The organism is Metapseudomonas cellulosilytica, from assembly GCF_049334135.1.
Lineage (GTDB): Bacteria > Pseudomonadota > Gammaproteobacteria > Pseudomonadales > Pseudomonadaceae > Metapseudomonas.
This window is the reverse complement of record NZ_JBHZGN010000017.1, coordinates 1-19,167: the sequence shown is the minus strand read 5'-3', so window position 1 is coordinate 19,167 and position 19,167 is coordinate 1. Positions and strand designations below refer to the sequence as shown.

Annotated in this window: 19 protein-coding genes; 2 read left to right on the top strand and 17 right to left on the bottom strand. The window is 64.5% G+C overall.

Annotated elements, in window-relative coordinates; genetic code table 11:
- Positions 1-89: 89 nt before the first annotated feature.
- Positions 90-503, bottom strand: coding sequence for a cupin domain-containing protein (locus ACFW0H_RS20285; protein ID WP_422915661.1), 414 nt, complete (start codon positions 501-503; stop codon positions 90-92).
- A 98-nt stretch (positions 504-601) separates the two neighbouring features.
- Positions 602-1,351, bottom strand: a complete 750-nt coding sequence (locus ACFW0H_RS20280) for an SDR family oxidoreductase (RefSeq protein ID WP_422915660.1) — start codon at positions 1,349-1,351, stop codon at positions 602-604.
- A gap of 262 nt (positions 1,352-1,613) precedes the next feature.
- Between ACFW0H_RS20280 and ACFW0H_RS20275 the strand changes: the two genes are divergently transcribed.
- Positions 1,614-3,212, top strand: coding sequence for a winged helix-turn-helix domain-containing tetratricopeptide repeat protein (locus ACFW0H_RS20275; protein ID WP_422915659.1), 1,599 nt, complete (start codon positions 1,614-1,616; stop codon positions 3,210-3,212).
- Positions 3,213-3,331: 119 nt separating this feature from the next.
- On the opposite strand, the gene ACFW0H_RS20270 is transcribed toward ACFW0H_RS20275, so the two are convergent.
- Both ACFW0H_RS20270 and ACFW0H_RS20265 read right to left on the bottom strand, forming a co-directional pair.
- Positions 3,332-4,087 (bottom strand): SDR family NAD(P)-dependent oxidoreductase, encoded by a 756-nt coding sequence (locus ACFW0H_RS20270; RefSeq protein WP_422915658.1) that lies wholly within the window; start codon positions 4,085-4,087, stop codon positions 3,332-3,334.
- Between the two features lie 9 nt (positions 4,088-4,096).
- Entirely contained in the window at positions 4,097-4,864 is a 768-nt protein-coding gene (locus ACFW0H_RS20265; RefSeq protein ID WP_422915657.1) for an SDR family NAD(P)-dependent oxidoreductase, read from the bottom strand.
- 212 nt (positions 4,865-5,076) lie between these two features.
- On the opposite strand from ACFW0H_RS20265, the gene ACFW0H_RS20260 reads away from it, so the two are divergent.
- Positions 5,077-6,021 carry a LysR substrate-binding domain-containing protein gene (locus ACFW0H_RS20260; RefSeq protein WP_422915656.1) on the top strand — a complete coding sequence of 315 codons (945 nt, stop codon included), beginning with the start codon at positions 5,077-5,079 and terminating at the stop codon, positions 6,019-6,021.
- Positions 6,022-6,308: 287 nt separating this feature from the next.
- On the opposite strand, the gene ACFW0H_RS20255 is transcribed toward ACFW0H_RS20260, so the two are convergent.
- From ACFW0H_RS20255 to ACFW0H_RS20195, 13 genes are all read right to left on the bottom strand, one after another.
- The gene (locus ACFW0H_RS20255; protein WP_422915655.1) at positions 6,309-7,016 is read right to left on the bottom strand and encodes a GntR family transcriptional regulator; all 708 of its coding nucleotides are present in this window, start codon (positions 7,014-7,016) and stop codon (positions 6,309-6,311) included.
- 88 nt (positions 7,017-7,104) lie between these two features.
- Positions 7,105-8,013: an EamA family transporter gene (locus tag ACFW0H_RS20250; RefSeq protein ID WP_422915654.1), complete on the bottom strand. Its 909-nt coding sequence runs from the start codon at positions 8,011-8,013 to the stop codon at positions 7,105-7,107.
- A gap of 100 nt (positions 8,014-8,113) precedes the next feature.
- A complete protein-coding gene (locus tag ACFW0H_RS20245; RefSeq protein WP_422915653.1) occupies positions 8,114-8,884 on the bottom strand; it encodes a GntR family transcriptional regulator in 771 nt (256 codons plus the stop codon).
- A complete protein-coding gene (locus ACFW0H_RS20240) occupies positions 8,881-9,909 on the bottom strand; it encodes a proline racemase family protein (protein ID WP_422915652.1) in 1,029 nt (342 codons plus the stop codon). Before ACFW0H_RS20240 ends, ACFW0H_RS20245 begins: the two co-directional genes overlap by 4 nt.
- Before the next feature lie 10 nt (positions 9,910-9,919).
- Positions 9,920-11,401: an aldehyde dehydrogenase family protein gene (locus ACFW0H_RS20235; RefSeq protein WP_422915651.1), complete on the bottom strand. Its 1,482-nt coding sequence runs from the start codon at positions 11,399-11,401 to the stop codon at positions 9,920-9,922.
- The gene (locus ACFW0H_RS20230; protein ID WP_422915650.1) at positions 11,398-12,681 is read right to left on the bottom strand and encodes an NAD(P)/FAD-dependent oxidoreductase; all 1,284 of its coding nucleotides are present in this window, start codon (positions 12,679-12,681) and stop codon (positions 11,398-11,400) included. The genes ACFW0H_RS20235 and ACFW0H_RS20230 overlap by 4 nt, the downstream gene beginning before the upstream one ends.
- Positions 12,678-13,709 carry a 4-hydroxyproline epimerase gene (locus tag ACFW0H_RS20225; RefSeq protein ID WP_422915649.1) on the bottom strand — a complete coding sequence of 344 codons (1,032 nt, stop codon included), beginning with the start codon at positions 13,707-13,709 and terminating at the stop codon, positions 12,678-12,680. The genes ACFW0H_RS20230 and ACFW0H_RS20225 overlap by 4 nt, the downstream gene beginning before the upstream one ends.
- Before the next feature lie 57 nt (positions 13,710-13,766).
- The gene (gene dapA, locus ACFW0H_RS20220; protein ID WP_422915648.1) at positions 13,767-14,645 is read right to left on the bottom strand and encodes a 4-hydroxy-tetrahydrodipicolinate synthase; all 879 of its coding nucleotides are present in this window, start codon (positions 14,643-14,645) and stop codon (positions 13,767-13,769) included.
- Between the two features lie 46 nt (positions 14,646-14,691).
- The gene (locus tag ACFW0H_RS20215) at positions 14,692-15,357 is read right to left on the bottom strand and encodes an amino acid ABC transporter permease (protein ID WP_422915647.1); all 666 of its coding nucleotides are present in this window, start codon (positions 15,355-15,357) and stop codon (positions 14,692-14,694) included.
- Between the two features lie 10 nt (positions 15,358-15,367).
- Complete coding sequence (locus tag ACFW0H_RS20210; RefSeq protein WP_422915646.1) at positions 15,368-16,039, bottom strand: amino acid ABC transporter permease; 672 nt, start codon at positions 16,037-16,039, stop codon at positions 15,368-15,370.
- A 10-nt stretch (positions 16,040-16,049) separates the two neighbouring features.
- Positions 16,050-16,868, bottom strand: a complete 819-nt coding sequence (locus tag ACFW0H_RS20205; RefSeq protein ID WP_422915645.1) for an amino acid ABC transporter ATP-binding protein — start codon at positions 16,866-16,868, stop codon at positions 16,050-16,052.
- Between the two features lie 54 nt (positions 16,869-16,922).
- Positions 16,923-17,768 carry a transporter substrate-binding domain-containing protein gene (locus ACFW0H_RS20200; RefSeq protein ID WP_422915644.1) on the bottom strand — a complete coding sequence of 282 codons (846 nt, stop codon included), beginning with the start codon at positions 17,766-17,768 and terminating at the stop codon, positions 16,923-16,925.
- A 235-nt stretch (positions 17,769-18,003) separates the two neighbouring features.
- The gene (locus ACFW0H_RS20195; RefSeq protein ID WP_422915643.1) at positions 18,004-18,915 is read right to left on the bottom strand and encodes a LysR family transcriptional regulator; all 912 of its coding nucleotides are present in this window, start codon (positions 18,913-18,915) and stop codon (positions 18,004-18,006) included.
- Positions 18,916-19,167: the final 252 nt, after the last annotated feature.

Below are 19,167 nucleotides of genomic sequence, written 5' to 3'. Positions count from 1 at the left end.
TGATTACCTGTTGAATTCCGATGACCTCCAGCAGCCCCAGGCGGGCGTGGCCTGGAGCTGCCGGGCTTCCGTCAGCCGGTTGATCGGTGTCATTTTCTGGCCGGTGTGACGAGTTCCTTCTCGTTGCTGTCGAGGACGAACACGGCCAGCAGGCGTGCCGGTTCCGTGTCGCTGGCGTTCGCGCTTACGCCGTGAAAGGAGCCAGGCTCTTCGACAAAGTTCTCGCCGGCCTTGTAGACCTTTTCCGGGGAGCCGTTGACGCTGCTGCGGATGGCGCCCTCAAGGACCGTGGCATAGATGAAGGCCGACTTCGGATGGGTGTGGGACGGTGACCCGGCTCCCGGCCCGTACTCGACGAGCACGCCCCTCATGCTCTTGCCAGGGACGTTCGGGATGGGGCGATCGAAGACCACCGTCACCTTGCCCGGCGGTCGGTCGCCGGCAGACGCTGTGGTCATCGAGAGCGCTGCAAAGGCAGCAGCCAGGAAAACTTTGGTGAACATGGCAATTCTCCTACGCATGCATGTGTCGTGAAGGCGCGGCCTGTACGGGGTCTACGCCTTCCTGATTTGTCCCAGGGCGCGATCTGCCCGTGTGAGCCTCAGCGCTGTGACTGACCGAGCCAGTCCTCGAAGTGGATCTCACCGAGACGCGGGTTCTTGCCTGGGGTCAGCGATTTATCGTCGAGAAGGGCGCCGAAGTAACGAGCGTGCACGTCCGGCACGACCTTGCGTGCGTCCTGCGTGCCCCGCAGGTAGCGCCGGATCAGTTCGTCGATGGGCATGGCCTCGGGGCCGGCGACTTCGACGGTGCCATTGGCTGGCGCTTCGAGGGTGACGTCGGCGAGGACTGCCGCGACGTCATCGGACGCTATCGGCTGGATCAGTGCCGGTGACACATGCAGCTCCGTACCGACGGCAAAGGATTCGGCAATGCCGCTGACGAACTCGAAGAACTGCGTGGCACGCAGGATGGTGTAAGGGATGCTGGACGCCTTGATGAGGCTTTCCTGCGCAACCTTGGCGCGGAAGTAGCCGCTGTCGGGCAGGCGTTCAGTGCCAACAATGGAAAGTGCGACGTGATGGCGGACGCCGGCGGCAGCTTCGGCAGCCAGCAGGTTGCGGGTGGAGGTCTCAAAGAAGTCGAGAACGGCCTGGTCCTCCCACACGGGCGCATTGGCCACGTCGACGACGATGTCTGTGCCATCCATCGCTTGGGCCAGCCCCTCGCGGGTGATGCTGTTCACGCCCGTGCTGGGGGAGGCCGCGAGCACGTCATGGCCGCGCTCACGGAGGTGCTTCACAAGTTTAGAGCCGATGAGGCCGGAGCCTCCGATGACGACGATCTTCATGGTTTCTCTCCTCTTCTTCCGGCGGCAGTATTGCTATCGGTGTAGGTGGAGAGTGCGCTCGCGCCGTGGAGAAGTCCTTGTGCCTGCCTTGAATCGCCCTTCGAGCAAGCTTGGGTTTTCGTCCAAGGAAACTGTTTTCCGACCGTTTCCCTTGCAGAGGACGGTGCAGCCTGTTGTGCGCTACCGTGCTATCACTATCAGCTACTGATCGCCAGTCGCCTGGAACACGGAATCGTGGGCGATCGGCCGGGGGAAACCGACCTTGCAATTCCTATTTGGAGACTACGTGCTCGATCAGGGGCGCCGGGAACTGACCTTGCGCGGGCATGTCGTGGCCGTTGGGCCGCAGGTCTTCGATCTATTGCTGCATCTCGTCAGCAACCGCGATCGCGTCGTCAGCAAGGACGACCTGCTCAAGGCCGTGTGGGGCAGCCGGATCGTCTCGGAGTCGACTATCACCAGCCACATCAATGCGGTTCGCAAGGCCATCGGCGATACCGGTGAGGAGCAGCGCCTTGTCCGGACGGTCGCCCGCAAGGGTTATCGCTTCGTCGGCGAGGTCAGGGACAGCGAGATCGGCGAAGCACCACAGCCTGACCGGGCAGGCCTCGGCGAAGCCGCGCTCGTTGGAGCGAAGGAAACGCCTCCATCCGTGCTCGTCCTTCCGGAAAAGCCCTCCATTACCGTCCTGCCCTTCCTGAACCTGAGCGGCGATCCGGAGCAGGACTATTTCGCCGACGGCGTGGTGGAGGACATCATCGCCGCCCTGTCGCGTATCCGCTGGCTGTTCGTCATCGCGCGCAATTCGAGCTTCACCTACAAGGGCCTCGCGGTGGACGTCAAGGAAGTCGGCCAGGCGCTCGGCGTGCGCTACGTGCTGGAAGGTAGCGTGCGCAAGTCCGGAAACAAGGTGCGCATCACCGGGCAGCTGATCGACGCGACGACCGGGACGCATATCTGGGCGGAGCGCTTCGAAGGAACGCTCGACGACATCTTCGAACTGCAGGACCGGATCGCCGAAAGCGCCGTCGGCGCGATCGCACCCCAGCTCGAACGGGCGGAAATCGAACGCGCCAAGCGCAAACCCACGGAAAGCCTGGACGCCTACGACTATTACCTGCGTGGAACGGCGAAACTGCACAACGGCACCCGGGAAGCCATCGAGGAGGCGCTGCCGTTGTTCTACAAGGCCATTGAACTCGATCCGGAGTTTGCCTCGGCCTATGGCATGGCCGCCTGGTGCCACTTCTGGCGCAAGGTGAATGGCTGGATGACCGACCGACCGCGAGAGATCGCCGAAGGTGCTCGGCTTGCGCGTCTGGCGGTGGCGCTCGGCCGCGATGATGCGGTGGCGCTGACCCGAGGCGGACATGCCCTTGGCCATCTCGCCGGCGATCTCGATGGCGGCATCGCGCTGCTCGACAGGGCCCGCCTGCTTAACCCCAACCTTGCCCCGGCCTGGTACCTGGGCGGCATCCTGCGCGCCCTTCGCGGTGAAACCGACGCCGCGATCGAAAACCTGACCCATGCCATGCGCTTGAGTCCGCTGGATCCGGAAATGTTCAGGATGCAGGTCGGGATGGCGCTCGCACACTTCTTCGCCGGGCGCTTTGACATGGCCGCGGACTGGGCGGAAAAGGCGTTGGGGAACCTGCCCAGCTTTCTGCCTCCGGTTGTGCTGGTGACGGCCAGTCATGCGCTCAGCGGGCGAATGGACAGAGCGAAACAGGCGCTGCTGCGCCTGCGTGAGCTGGATCCAGCCTTGCGTATCGCCAACCTGAAGGACTGGCTGCCCATCCAGCGGCCCGAGGATCTCGCCCGGCTGGCAGATGGTTTGCGGTTGGCCGGGTTGCCCGAGTAACCGCGGCCCGATGGGCCCTCGCCGATGCTTTCGTTCGCCCGGATCGGCAACCTCCTCCGCAATGCCTGCATTGCAGAGGAGGTTCAGCACGCCATTCAGACCTTCGGAAAGACCCGCCCTCAGAACGGCAACGGCAGCTTGGCCGTTCGCCCGCCGTCGACGACTATCACCTGGCCGGTGATGAAGGCCGCAGCATCACTGGCCAGAAACACGACGACGTTGCCGATGTCCTGCGGCTCGCCGGTACGCCCGACGGGATGCAGCTTGAGCAGACCGGCGCGCGCCTGCACGGGATCGGGCTGTGCGTCGATATAGGCGTGGCTCAGGTCCGAGTTGATCCACCCGGGGGCGATGGCATTGCAGCGAATGCCGTCGCGCCCCAGGTCGACGGCCAGCGCACGGGTGAAACCATGTACGCCAGCCTTGGAGCCGCAGTAGGCGGTATGCCAGGGGTTGGCACCTATGCCTTCGATCGAGCCGATATTGACGATACTCCCGCCACGCACGCGCAACTGCGGCAGCAGAGCCTTGGCCAGGAAGACCGGGGCGCGCAGGTTGACGGCCATCATCCGGTCCCAGTCATCCTCGCTCATCTCGTCGAGCGAGCGTTCGAACATGAAGCCGGCATTGTTGACCAGGATGTCGGCACCGCCGAAGCGCTCCTCCACCGCCCGCGCGATGGCATAGGGCGCATCGCGCTCGGCCAGGTCGGCCTCAACCCAGGCCACCTGCGGGTTGGCGCCCAGGTCTTCATCCAGCGGCTGGCGCTGCGCAATCAGCACCCGCGCGCCGGCTTCCAGGAGTTTTTCGGTGATCCCGCGACCGATTCCGCGCCCGCCGCCGGTAACGACGGCCACCTTGTTGTTCAGCATCATGTGCGTTCCTCAGCCTGAAACCGGTTTGGCGCCGGTGACTTCCACCGTCTCGCCGGCGATGTAGCGGGCCTGGTCGGAAGCCAGGAAGGCGATCACATCGGCGATATCCTCCGGCTCGGCGATGCGGCCCAGCGGCACGGTCTTGTTCAGCTCCTCGATGGCCTTGTCCGGGTCCAGGCCGCGGCGCTCGAAGCCGCTGCGGATCATCGGCGTGTTGATTTCGTGCGGGCAGACGGCATTGACGCGGATGCCGAGCGGAGCGCAGTCCCGGCCGAGGTTCTTCGACAGCGCCGCCACCGCGCCCTTGCTGGTGCAGTAGGCGACGTGGCCAGGCCCCGGGTAGGTGCCCCAGACCGAAGACGTGTTGACGATGGCACCGCCGCCACGCTTTTTCATATGGGGGATGGCGGCGCGGCAGAGGAAGAACACCGCATTCAGGTTGACGTCCATCGCCGTGAACCACATGTCGTCGGTGGTTTCCTCGATGGTTCCGCGGGGAATGATGCCGGCGTTGTTGAGCAGGATGTCGACACCGCCGAAGCGTTCGACCGCCCGCGCGATCACCGCTTCACAATATTCCTTCTCCCGCAGATTGCCCGCCAGGCAGTCGGCCTCGGCGCCGAGAGCACGGGCCTGGTCGACCATCGCCTGGCAGCCGTCGGCGTTGATGTCCGAGATCATCAGGCGTGCGCCTTCGGCGGCGAACAGCCGGACCAGGGCCTGACCGACGCCACCGGCGCCTCCGGTAATCACGACAATCTTGTTTTCGAACCTCATTGTTTGGTGCCTCCGGGTGGGGTGATGTGAGGCCGATATTCGATAGTTCGCGATTCACTGACAAACGAGTTTTGCGTGGCATTCACTTAGCTTTTAGTTAAGTGAAACTCAGGCTCCTGGCACAGAAGTCCACAGTTACCTAGCCAGAATCTGTCATTCCCAGTTGCGCTCTGGTTAACTGTTCGCAGTGTCCGACTCGACAGGTGCGCCCAATGAGCAACCTCAGGCAGCTACTCCCGCCACTGAATGCGTTGCGCACCTTCGAAGCGGCCGCCCGCCATGGCAGTTTCAAGTTGGCGGCGGAAGAACTCTGCGTGACCCAGGCGGCGGTCAGTCGCCAGATCCAGACGCTGGAAGACTTCTATGGCCTGAAGCTGTTCCTGCGCGGCAACCGCAAGGTCCAACTCACCCGCGACGGCAATGCGTTGTATCTGGCGGCCTCCTCCGCCCTGCAGCACATCGCCACGGCGTCCCGCGAACTGCTGCGACGCAATAGCCTGGACTACCTGGCCCTGATCACCACCACCGCCTTCGCCCAGCTATGGCTGATGCCGAGGCTGAAGCAGTTGCGAGTCCAGCACCCTGAGCTCCAGTTGCATCTGATCAGCACCGAGGGCAACCCGGACTATCAGGAGAGCTTCAGCGCCGCCGTGACCCTGGGGCTCGAGGAGCACCCACAGTACGTGGCCACATACCTCTTCTCCGAAGAGATATTCCCCGTCTGTACGCCCGGCTTTCTCGAACAGCACCCGCAGATCTCGACCCTGGAAGGGCTGAAGACCGTCACGCTGCTGAACCTCAGTGCGAGCCACTGGAAAGCCAGGCTCTGGGCGCCTGTCGACTGGTCGTTCTGGCTGAAGCGGTTCGGCCTCGATGCCTCCAGGTGCAAGGAAACAATGGATTTCAGCCATTTTTCGATGCTGCTGGATGCGGTCGAGGAGGAAGTAGGCGTCGGTCTGGCCTGGCGCCACCTGGTACAGCCGCAGCTCGACGCGGGCAAGCTGGTAAGGCCGACCAACGAGACCGTTCTTGCCGATGATCGCAAGCACTACTTCGTCTGCCGCCGCGATCTGGCCGGGTCGATGGAAATGCAGATACTCCGCGATTGGCTGCTGGAGCAGACGCGGGAGCTGAGGGAGCGGTCCGTCAAGGGTTGACGCCGGCGAGCCCAAAGCCATCCTGAAGCCAACACAAACCGGGCGCTACCAACTGCCGCATCGCCACCGTAGGACGCATCCCTCTCCCCCGTCCCCCGCCCTGCGCCCCAGCCCGATCGCTTCGCGCTCAGGCGCTCATCGGCACCGGAAGCGGTGCTTCCAAGAGCGTGCGTCTTCGCCCCGGAGGGAGAGGGGTGACGCGCGCCGGCAGGTCCCAAGTCATGCTGAAGCCAACACGGGTCTGAAACCGAGTGCCAGGCACCCGTGCCGCAACGGCTTTCCGAAACCTACGAGATCTTCATCTGCGACGTGAGGTTCTGCTGCATGAAATCCAGGAAGCGGCGCTGGAACAGCATGGTGTGCTCGTGGGCGGCGTTTTCCGCCGCATCGGCGTCGCGGGCAGCGATGGCTTCGACGATCTCCTCGTGGTCACGCCCCAGCTTCGTCTGGCGGGCGGAGCTGATGACGTAGTCGAAATGCAGGTGCAGGAGACGTTGGCCTTCGCCCAGGAGCTTCTCGTAATAGCTGGTGAGATAGGGATTCTTGCCGGCACGGGCAATTTCCATGTGGAGCGTCTTGTTCAACTCGGTCATCGCCTGGAAGTCGCCCTGGGTGATCGAGTCCATGTAGGTCGCCTCGGCAGCCCGAATCCGCTCCAGGTCCTCATCGGTGCGCTGCAGCGCCGCCAGTCGCGTCACGGCACGCTGGATCAGGTCCAGGGCTGCCACATAGTTGGGGAACTCCTCGATCTCGAAGGGCGTCACCAGGGTGGTGCGGTTCGGCAGGATGGTCACCAGCCCTTCGGTGATGAGCCGCGCCAGGGCGTCCCGAACGGGAGAGCGGGACAGGCCGAACTGTGTGGCGAGCGAGACCTCATCAAGCGGCGAGCCCGGTTTGAGTTTCAGGGTGAGGATCTGCTTGCGCAGCTCTTCGTAGATGAATCGCCCGCCATGTCGACGGCCGTTGCTTTCCGGCTCTACTGCATCGTTGCTCATCGGCCACTCTCTGCTGGTTGCCCAGTACGGCTGAGGGACTGGGGTCTTGTCGGCAAGAGTAACGCAGCGCCCCTGCTGGCGAAATGGCTCAGCCTTGGCGCCTGTGGGCCAGCAGCACGATCCCGGCGACCACCATGGCGCCCCCGAAGACTTGCAGCCCGCTGAGCCGCTGGTCGAGGATCAGCCAGCCGAACATCAGGCCCGCCACCGGTTCCACGTTCATCACCGGCGCATTGCGCGCGATATCCAGCCTGGGCATGCAGATGAACAAGGTGGAGAACGCCGCGCCATAGAACAGCACCAGGAACACCAGGGCGATCCCCCCTCCCTGCGTCTCCGGCAGCGCCAGGCCCCCGGGAACGACGCCGGCGAAACCGGCCATGCAGGCGCACAGGAACACCAGGGCCATGGTCAGCATGCTGCGCACCGTCCCGGCCATCCGGGACAGGCGATTGTCCGAAATCCACATGGCCGCAGCGAACACCGCCGCCCCGACCAGGCTGAACAGCACGCCCTCGAGCCAGCGCTGGTCCAGCGCGCCCTTGGCGGCAAGGATCGTCGGTACATCCAGCGCTATCAGCAGGCCGCAGAGGATTACCAGCATGAGGAACGCCGCCCGACGCGTAGGCGCCGGGCCGCCAAGGATAAAGGTGATCACCGCCAGAAAGACTGGTGCAAGGTTGACCACCAGCAAGGCCAGGCCAACCGGAATCCGGGCAACCGCGGAATAGATGCAGAAGCTTTGCAGGCCGATCAGGCAGCCCACCAGGATCTGCCAGCCAAGCACCCCGGCGCCAAGACGAAGGGACTCCCGTTTCCAGAGCACCAGGATACCGAGGACCAGCATGGTGACGCCGGAGCGGCAGAGGATGGCGAGCAGCAGGCCTGCGCCGTCATCGAAGGCGATGCGGGCGGCGATGTGGTTGCCGGCGAAGGCGCAGGCCAGGCTGGCCAGAAGCAGGACGGCGATGTGTCGCGGGAAGTGGTTTGATTGCATCGAGGAGCCTGGTCGTGATGACGGTTTTGACGAAACCTGCTGAACGCGCCGAGGCACGGATTCCGCTCGCGTGGGCCGTATGCGTCTGCGGTGGCCAAGCCTAGAGCACGGAGATGTTCTTCGTCAGGTTCTGCTTCATGAATTCCAGGAAACGATCGCGGAACAGAATCGTATGTTCGTGAGATGCACGTTCCGCGGCATCGGCTTCCTGCCGCGTGATCGCCTGGATGATCTCGTCGTGATCCCCATCCGGACGGCCGAACTTCGCCGAGCTGACGATGAAATCGAAATGCAGGTGCAGTAGGCGCTGCCCCTCACCCAGCAGCTTCTCGTAGTAGCTGGTCAGGTAGGGATTTCGGCCAGCCCTGGCGATTTCCAGGTGGAAGGCCTTGTTCAGTTCGGACATCGCCTGGAAATTGCCGCCGTCCAGCGCCTTGATGTACGCGGCATTGGCCTGGCGGATGCGTTTCAGATCGTCATCGGTGCGATTGATCGCCGCCAGCCGGGTCACGGCGCGCTGGGTCAGGTCCAGGGCGGCAATGTAGTTGGGAAATTCCTCGATCTCGAAAGGCGTCACCAGCGTGGTGCGGTTCGGCAGGATGGTGACCAGCCCCTCGCTGATCAAACGCGCCAGGGCATCGCGCACCGGAGAACGGGAAACCCCGAACTGCGCGGCCAGCGACACTTCGTCCAGCTGTACGCCGGGGCGCAGCTGGAGCGTGAGGATCTGCCTGCGCAATTCCTCGCAGATGTAGCGGCCTCCGTGCCTTCGAACATTGTTTTGCGCATCGATCGTCACTACGCCCATGGTACTGGCCTCGAGTATGGGCGGGCCCGGAGGCCCGCCCGGATCGGGCTGACGCGCCCTCAACGGGGAAACGCCGGCCCCCAGGTATCGCTCAACATGAAGCCGTCGGCCAAGGGGTCGTCCGGGTCCACACCCAGTTGCTGGATGCCGTAGATCCAGGCACGCCCGGTCACTCGCGGCAGAACGGCGGGCTTGCCACCCACTTCGGTGCGGCCGAGCAGCTGGACCTGGAACTCGCCATTGATGGTGGAACGGGAGGTCAGCCGATCCCCCACTTCCACCAATCCGCGGGCTGCCAGGGTGGCCAGGTTGGCTGAGCTGCCCGTGCCGCAGGGCGAGCGGTCCACACGCCCCGGCGGCAAGGTGGTGCAGGTCTGGTAAGTGCTGCCGTCGAGGCGATTGCGGAACATCACGTAAGCGACCTCGTCGAGGGCGCTGAACAGTGGATGCTGCACATCGACCTGGCGGTTGATCACCTCCTTCAGTGCCACGCCGGCGCTGGCCAGCTCACGGGCATTCTCGGGCGCGATGGACAGCCCCACCTGGTCCACATCCACCAGGGCGTAGTACACGCCGCCGAAAGCGATATCGGCCTTGATGGTGCCGAAGGCTTCGGTCTCTATGGGCACGTCCAGCTGCTCGACGAAGGCCGGCACCATATCCAGCGAAACGCTCAGGCAGCGGCCGTCCTCGCAATGGGCCCTGGCGGTCACCAGGCCGGCGGGGGTATCGAGCACCACCGTGGTTTCCGGCTCCTGCATCGGCACCATGCCCAGTTCCAGCAGCGCGGTGACCACGCAGATGCAGTTGCTGCCGGACATGGGATGGGCCTTGTCCGCCTGCAGCACGATGAAGCCCGCCTGGGCCTCCGGCCGGGTCGGCGGCAACAGCAGGTTGACCGACATCTGCAGGCAACCGCGCGGTTCCAGCACCACCAGCCGGCGCAGGCTGTCATCCACTTCGTTGATGTAGTTCATCTTGTCCAGCATGGTTTCGCCGGGGATGCCGACCACACCTCCGGTGATGACCTTGCCGATCTCGCCTTCGCAGTGGACGTCCACCAGTTGCAGGGTCTTTTTCCAGCGCATGGCGTCCTCCTTACTTGATGTACCAGCCCCAGGGCTGTTCGCTGTCGTAGCGGGTGATCTGCTTGGTTTCCAGATAGTTGTTCAGGCCCCATTCGCCCAGCTCGCGGCCAATGCCGCTCTGCTTGTAGCCACCCCAGGGCGCCTCGGTGAAGGTCGGTTGCGAGCAGTTGATCCAGACGATGCCGGCGCGCAGCTTGCGGGCCACCCGTTCGCAGCGCGCAAGGTCCTTCGACATCACGGCTGCGGCCAGGCCGAAGCGCGAATCGTTGGCCGAACGCAGGGCTTCGGCTTCATTGTCGAAGGGACGGATGCAGACCACCGGGCCGAAGATTTCTTCCTGCCAGATCCAGCTGTCTTCCGGCACGTCGGCGAATATGGTCGGTTGCAGGTAGAAGCCCTGCTCGAAACCGGTCGGACGCTCGCCGCCGTAAACCAGTTGCGCGCCCTCCTCCTTCCCTCGCGAGATTGCGGCCAGCACCTTGTCGTACTGGCCCTTGTTCACCAGCGGGCCGAGCAGTACGCCCTCTTCCAGGCCATTGCCGATGCGGACCTTCGCCGCTTCCTCCTTCAGGCGCCCCAGCAGCGGCTCATAAACCTCGCGCTGGACCAGCACGCGGGAGGTGGCGGAGCAGACCTGGCCCTGGTTCCAGAAGATACCGAACATGATCCACTCGACGGCGGCTTCGATATCGCTATCGGCGAAGACGATGAATGGCGACTTGCCGCCCAGCTCCAGACTGATGTTTTTGATGTCCTTCGCAGCGGCCTGCATGATCCGGCTGCCGGTGGGCACGCTGCCGGTGAAGGCCAGCTTGTCGATGCCGGGGTGCTCGGCCAGCGGCGCGCCGGCGTCCGGCCCCAGGCCCGGAACCACGTTCAGCACGCCGGCAGGCAGCCCGGCCTTGTCGGCGATGCGCGCCAGTTCCAGGGCGGTGAGCGGGGTCAGTTCGGACGGTTTGAGCACCATGCTGCAGCCGGCGGCCAGGGCCGGAGCGACTTTCCAGGCGGCCATCAGCATGGGGAAGTTCCAGGGAATGATCGCCCCGGCCACACCCACCGGCTCCTTGCGCGCCACCGAGCTGAAGCGCTCATCGGCCAGGGCCACGGGCTGTTCCAGATGGCTGTCGAGGTCTTCGGCGAGGTCCGCGTAGAAGTCGAAGCAGCCGGCGGTATCGCCGATATCCCAGAGCGCCTCGGGCAGCGGCTTGCCGTTGTCGCGGACTTCCAGTTCGGCCAGTTCCTGCTGGCGGTCACGGATGCCCTGGGCGATGCGGCGCAGCACGGCGGCGCGGGCGGAACCGCTCATCTGCGGCCAGGGGCCCTCATCGAACGCCTGCCTTGCGGCCTTCACCGCCAGGTCCACGTCTTCGGCGGTAGCCGCTGCGACCTTGGCGATCAGCGCCTCGCTGCTCGGATCGAGGGTGTCGAAGGTGCCACCTTTGACCGGGGCAACCCACTGGCCATTGATGTAGAGCTGGTCGTACGAAGTCATGCGAGTCCTCCAATGAAAGCGAAGCGATTGGCGCTGAAGGGAGTCAGGTCCTGGGCGGGCCGGCGTCCGGCCACCAGGTCGGCGATCAGGCGCCCGGTGGTGGCGCCCAGGGTGAGGCCGAGCTGGCCGTGGCCGAAGGCCATGTAGACGTTGCCAAGCCGCGCGGAACGGTCGATCACCGGCTTGGTGTCCGGCAGGAACGGGCGGTAGCCGACGCCGTACTCGAACTGGCTGGTCTGCAGCTGCGGCAGGATCCGCTTGGCCTTTTCCAGGATGATGTCGGCGCGCTTGAAGTTGGGTTCGGCGTTGGGACCGGCGAACTCGATGGTGCCGCCGATCTGCAGGCCACGGGTCATGGGACTGAAGCAGAAGCCGCCGTCGGCATAGATCACCGAGTGGCGAACCTCCACGCCCGGCTTGGGCAGCAGCACCTGGTAACCGGCGATGCCCGCCAGGGGGATGCTCGCGCCGAGCTGGGCGAAGAACTCCCGGGAACCGGTACCCGCTGCCACCACCACATGGTTGGCAGGCAGTCGATCACCACTCTTGAGCGTGACGCCCGTGGCGCGATCGGCCACTTCGTCGATCCGCTTGACCTGGTCGCGGACACGCACACCTCCCTGGTCGAGGAAGCTCTGGGTCAGCGCGGCGATGAAGCCCTTGGTGTCGCTCACCGAGCGCCAGTCCGGGAACAGCAGCCCCTGGTTGAACTTGCCCGCCAAGGCCGGCTCCAGGTCGGAAATCGCCTTGGCATCGAGAATCTCCGCCTTGAAGCCCAGGGACTCGCGCAGCTCCAGGTGTGGCCTCTCGTGAGTGATGGCCGAGGGGGAATCGAACACTTCGAGGATCGGCCGCTCACCGAGCAGGGTCTTGTCCGCGCAGGCGTCCAGCAGCGGCGCGTAATCCTCGTACACGGTCTCGGTGAGACTGGTCATGGCGCGGGCGATCTCGACGATCTTCGCGTGGCGGGCGCAGGCGACGAAGCGCAGGAACCACGGCAGGATGCCCGGCAGCGCGCTGGGACGCAGGGCCAGCGGCCCTTTCTGGTCCAGCAGCCAGGACGGGATCTTCTTCAGGATGCCGGGCTTGGACAGCGGGATGACCTCGCTCACCGCCATCTGGCCGCAGCTCCACTTCGCCGTGCTGTCGCCCGGCGCAGCCGGGTCTACCAGGGTGACCTGGTAGCCCTCGCGTTGCAGGTACAGGGCACAGCAGACGCCGACGATGCCGCCACCGATGACGACCGCCGACTCCACGAACTGGCCTTGTTGATGATTCATACATCCCCCTTCTTGCCGACGAAATCGCCGAGGGAGAAGCCGTCCCAGTACGGCTGCGTGTCATCCACGTAGAACTCGGCGCGGCCCGTGATCCAGGCACTGCCCTCGATACTCGGGTAGACGGCGGAGGCGCCATTCGACAGGGTGGTCGGCGCTTCCGCACGCCCGGTGAAGCGACTGCCAATGATGCTTTCGTGACGGAAGGCTTCGCCTTCGGCCAGCCAGCCCCGGGCGAAACGCTGGGCGACCCGCGCGGAGGTGCCGGTGCCGCAGGGTGAACGGTCCACCAGGCTGTCGCCCGCGATCACGACAGCGCGCCCGTGGGAATCCTTGGCCAGCGGATGGCCGGTCCACATGCAGTGCTTCACGCCGCGGATCGAGGCGTCGTCCGGGTGCACCACATCGAAATTGGCATTGACCAGGCGCTGCACTTCCCTGCCCCACTCCAGCAACTGCTCGGGCGTGAAGTGTTCGCAGCCGGCGTAGTTGGCCTGCACTTCGATGATCGGATAGAAGTTGCCGCCGTAGGCGATGTCGAGCTTCAACTTGCCCAGTTGCGGCAGGAAGATCTGCACGTCCTGGTACAGCAGGAAGCCCGGCACGTTGGTGAAGCGCACCGAGGTGACCTTGTCACCCTGCCGCTCGTAACGGGCACGGATCTGGCCGGCCGGAACATCCACCACCACCTGGCCCGGCGTTTTCGGCGTCACCAGCCCCGCTTCCAGGGCAAAGGTGATGGAGCCGAGGGTGGCGTGACCGCACATCGGCAGGCAGCCGGAAGTCTCGATGAACAGCAGGCTGAAATCGGCCTCGGCGCTGACTGGGGGATAGAAGAGGGTTCCCGACATGTGCGAGTGGCCACGGGGTTCCAGCATCAGGGCCCGACGGACCCAGTCGTAAGCTTCGATGAAATGCTGGCGACGCTCGCTCATGGTCGCGCCACGCAGTTCCGGGGCGCCGCCCACCACCATACGCACGGGCATGCCTTCGGTATGGCCTTCGATACAGGTGAAAACTTGGCTGGTCATCTCTGTTCTCTCGGGTTTTCGGCATCGACTCCATTTGGAGCCGATGCCGGCTTCGGGTCAACGCTGGGAAGCTTCGAACACCTTGCGGAATTCGGCCTTTTCGTCATCGGTCAGCGGCTGCAGCGGCATGCGTGCGTTGCCGGCGTTGAAGCCCGCCAATTCGCAGCCGTATTTCACCTTCTGGATGAACTTGCCGGACTCCATGCTGGCCATCACCGGGAACAGCGAACGCATCACCGCCTGGGCGCCGGCCAGGTCGCCGGAGGAATACTTGCGGTAGAAGTCCACCACCTGGTCCGGGAAGCAGTTGGCCGGGCCACAGATCCAGCTGCTGGCGCCCCACAGGAAGAAGTCCAGGGCCTGGTCGTCGGAGCCGCAGGACAGCTGGTAGTTGTCCTTGTAGGTGTTGCCGATCTCGATGGCGCGCAGCAGGTTGCCGCTGCTTTCCTTGATGGCGATTACGTGGGCGTTGTCCTTGAAGGCTTCCAGCACGTCGAAGCCGACTTCCACGTTGGTGCGCACCGGGTAGTTGTAGAGCACGACGTTGACGTCCGGCACCGCATCGAGGATCGCCTGGTAGTGGCCGATCAGCTCCGACTGGGACGGCAGCGCGTAGTACGGCGGCGCGATCAGCACAGTGGTGTAGCCGGCGTCGCGGGTCTGCTTGACCTGCTCGATCACTTCGCGGGTGCAGGAGCCGTTGGCGCCGGCGATGAGCACACCACGGTCACCCACCACCTCCTTCACGGTGGCCATCACCTGGCGGCGCTCTTCATTGGTCAGGGCGTAGTACTCGCCGGTGGAGCCCAGGGGCACGAAGCCGCTGACGCCGGCCTTGAGCTGGTACTCGATGATGGAAGCCAGGGTTTCGTGGTCGACCGCACCGGTCTTGTCGAAGGGTGTGACGAGGGCGGGCAGGATGCCTTTCAGTTGCATGGATTTTCTCCAGATTGTGGGGGCCAGGAAGGTGCTTTTTTGGGGGTTAGTAGGCGTAGCGCCGGAGCATCCGGGCTTCGACCACGCCGACCAGGCGGGTCAGCGGGAAAGCCACGAGGAAGTAGATGACGGCGACGGCGGAGAGGAACTCGACCGGCCGGGCCGTGCTGTTGGAAATGTTCTGGCCGACGAACATCAGGTCGGCGATGCCCACCGAGGAGATCAGCGCGCTCTCCTTGAACAGGCTGACCACATTCGACAGCAGCGGCGGAATGGCCCGCAGCAGTGCCTGCGGGAAGATCACGTAGAGCACTTTCACCCGCGAGGTCAGGCCCAGGGCGGTGCAGGCATCGTGCTGCTCGCCGGCGATGGACTTCAGCGCGCCGCGGAAGGTCTCGCTGGTGATGGCCGCCATGTACAGCGTCAGCGAAATCACCACCGACAGGTAGGGCGGGATATCCACGCCGAACACCACCGGGAAGCAGAAGAACACCCAGAACAACTGGATCAGCAGCGGCGTACCGCGGAAGAACTCCACATAGAGGGTGGTGGGCAGCTTGAGCAACCTGGCACGGGACAGGCGCAGCAGGCTGAGCAGGAAACCGCCCAGACTGCCGACCAGGGCGCAGCCGAGGGTGATGGCCAGGGTCAGCGCCAGGCCCTTGGCCAGCACATGCCAGTAGGTGAGGACGATGGAGAAGTCGAGGGTCATGGTGTTCTCCTCAGCGCGCGGACGCGGCGTCCTGGCGACGCTCGATCCACTGCACCAGCTGGGCGATGGGCAGGGACAGGGCGAAGTAGACCAGGGCGATCAGGGTGTAGGTTTCCAGCGGGCGGTAGGCCTCTGTGGCCAGGCTCTTGCCCACGTACATCAGGTCGGAAACGGCGACTATGGCCACCAGCGCGCTCTGCTGCAGGGTGCCGATGCCATTGGTGATGAGTACCGGCAAGGCATTGCGCAGGGCCTGCGGCAGCACCACGTACAGCGTGCGCTGCCAGGACCGCAGACCCAGGGCGACACAGGCGTCCAGATGCTCGCGCGGCACCGCCTGGACACCGGCCCGGTAGGCCTCGGCGTTGAACGCGGTGAGGTTCAGGCCCAACGCCAGGAAGCCCATGGCGACCGGGTCGATGAAGACGTTGAACAGCATCGGCACGCAGTAGAAGAACCAGACGATCTGCAGCAGCGCCGGCGTGCAGCGGAAGAACTCGATGAACAGCTGGGCCGGCCAGCGGACGAAGAACCAGCGGTTCAGGGTCATCAGGCACAGGCCGAAACCGCAGACCAGGCCGATGAGGTTGGAGACCAGCGCCAGCTCCAGCGTCACCTTCAGGCCGTCCCAGAGGACGCCGAAATTGCCGCTCAGGAAGTGGAAGTCGAATTGGTAGTTCATGGCTTCGCCCTCAGTCCAGGTGCAGGACTTTTTCGAGGAACTCCCGGGTACGGGCTTCTTTGGGCTGGGTGAAGATCTGCTCCGGCGGGCCCTGCTCGACCACCTTGCCGTTGGCGCAGAACACCACCCGGGTGGCGATGTGCCGGGCGAAGTGCATGTCGTGGGTGACGATGATCATCGCCATCTTCTGTTCGGCCAGCTGCATCATCACGTTCTGCACCTCGATGACCATTTCCGGGTCGAGGGCGGAGGTCACTTCATCGAACAGCATCAGCTTGGGCTCCAGCATCAATGCCCGGGCGATGGCCACGCGCTGCTTCTGGCCGCCGGACAGCTGGCTGGGATAGGCGTTGAGCTTGCTTTCCAGCCCCAGGCGCGCCAGATACATGCGGGCCCGCTCGGTGGCTTCGGCCCTGGAGACGCCGTGGACCCTGGTGGGCGCCAGAATCAGGTTGCTCAGCACCGACAGGTGCGGGAACAGGGTGTAGTGCTGGAACACCATGCCGATCTGCGTGCGCAGTTTTTCGTCCAGCGTCTTGCCGCGACCCGAGCCGCCATTGATATAGGGCTTGCCCTGGAAGCTGATGGCCCCGCCCTGGATGCCCTCGAGCCCCATCAGGACCCGCAGCAGCGAGCTCTTGCCGCTGCCGCTCGGACCAATGATCACCAGGCGGTCGTCGGCACGCATGTCCAGGTTCAGGTTGTCCATCACCACCAGCTGCTCGCCGTAGGATTTGCACACGTTGCGCAGTTGGATGAAGTCGCCGGAAGCCGAATCGGAGGCGAACGCAGACTGTGGCTGGGCGGCCACCAGATAGGGGGAATTCATAGGGAGATTCTCCGGGAGGGCCCCGCAGGGGGACCCTCAGGGGTCAACGAGAGATCACTGGGCGGTTTTTTCTGCGGCGTTGGCCAGCTTGGAGGCCTTGTCGACGAGGGCGTCGATCTCACCGGTTTCGCGGCGCTGGCTGACGTAGATGTTCAGCACCTGCAGGTCGGCGGCGCTGGCATCGCGGCGCAGGCCGAAGGCGACGCCCTGCTTGGCGAGGGCGGGCTTGGGCAGCACCTCTTTCGCCCAGTCAGGGTTGGCCACCGCGAAGAGATGGTTGGTGTCGCTGGCATCCACCAGCACATCGGCGCGACGGGACATCACCGCCAGGCGGGTCTCGTCCATGCCGGGCAGGCGCATGATCTTGGCGGTCTTGACCACGGCGGAGATCGCCTTGTCCTGGGCGGTGCCGGACATCACGGCGAAGGTCACGCCTTCCTTGTCATAGTCGGCGATGGTGTTGCCGGCGCCGGCGAACTTGGGGTTGTCCTTGTTCACCAGCAGCGACACCTGGTAGTCGGTGGCCGGCGCCGAGAATGCCACCGCCAGGGCGCGCTCCGGCGTCTGGTTCAGGGCCATGGCGAGGTCCCATTTGCCGCTCTGCAGGCCGGCCACCAGGTTGTCCCAGTTGGTATCGACGAACTCCACCTTGACCTTCAGCACCTTCTCGCCGAAGTCGCGGCACAGGTCCACGAAGTAACCGCTGTATTGGCCGGAGGCCGCATCGCGCATGACGTACGGGGCAGCCACAGCCGCGCCGCAGCGCAGCACGCCAGCCTTTTGGATGTCTTTCCAGATTTGCGTATCGGCCGCCTGGGCAGGGGCCTGGGAGAGCAACGCGCCGATTGCGGTGGCGCAAGCGAGCAGATTGCGGATGGAGCGAGAGAAGAACCGAGCCATTTTGAATCTCTCCGGGAACGTTGTTGTTGTAGGCAGAAGAGTCAGCTATCGATTTTGCGCTGTGTGTTGTGATGTGCATTTCGATGTGTGCAGCGCTGTATGCAGATTAGGACCGAGCAAAACTTCGTGTCAACAGGCCGTCATGGATTTTTTTTGCGGCAATGACTCGCCAGTCGAGCCGTCAAACGACTGGCTCGACCGGTGCGGGCGTGATGGGGCGGGCGTTAGGGAGGGATCAGCGGGTGTGCTGGAGGGCGTCGAGGAAGCGCTCGAGGATCAGGTTCTGCCGGCGCCCCTTGCGGGTCGCGATCGCCAGCTTGGCATCGAAGAACAGCCGGTCAGGGCCGAGCGGCGCCATCAGACCCTTCTCCACCCATGCCGCCGCGTAGTGGTCAGGGAGGAAACCGATGTAGCTGCCGGTGAGGATCAGGAAGGCGATGCCCTCGCGATCGGTGGCCGAGGCGGCGAAGTTGAGCAGCTGGTGCAGGCCGATGGCCTCGGCGGTCATGCGGTAGCTGGGGACCACGGCGTCGGCGCTGCGCAGGTCCTCGTTGCTGACGTCGCCGGCGCGCTCGAACAGCGGATGCTCATGGCTGCAGTAGAGGTTCGAACGCTCCTCGTAGAGCAGGCTGTAGTCCAGCCCCGACAAGGGCGTGATCAGCGGCACCGCGCCCACGTGCAGGCGCCCGTCGAGCAATCCCCGCTCGATTTCGCCCGGGGTGCTCATGCTCAGGTTGATGCGTACCCCCGCCCCTTCCGCCCGCACCGCCTTCAGCGCCTGGGTGATGCGCATCCGTGGCTGGGTCACCAGGTTGTTGACGATGCCGACATTGAGGTCGCCGCGCAGCTGCTGGTGCATCTGGTTGACCTCGCTGCGGAAGCCTTCGATGGCCACCAGCACCGTTTCGCCGGCGCGCAGCACCTCCCTCCCCTCGTCGGTGAGGGCGAAGCCGGCCCGGCCACGCTGGCACAGGCGCATGCCGAGGCGCTTCTCCAGGTCGCCCATGTGCAGGCTGATGGCCGAGCGGGTGATGCCCAGCGCGCCTTCCGCCGCGGCGAAGCTTCCGCATTCGGCAACCGTCTTGAAGAGTCGTAGGAGCTTCAGGTCGAAGTCACTGACCTGGCTCAGGGGAGGCTTTTTGGGCATAGGTGAGTTTTTCAATAAGTTAAGTGAAGTAAATCTAGCTTTAACTCACCCATTCACTCGACACAAGCTGGAGAAGACGCCCAACCCGCCCAACGGCATTCACGCCGAGGAGCCTCCATGAGCAGCATCCCGCACCTGATCAACGGCGAACGCATCGCTGACCAAGACCGTACCGCCGCCGTGTTCAACCCGTCCACCGGCGAGTCCACCCGTCAGGTGGGCCTGGCCAGCCGCGCCACCATCCAGCAGGCC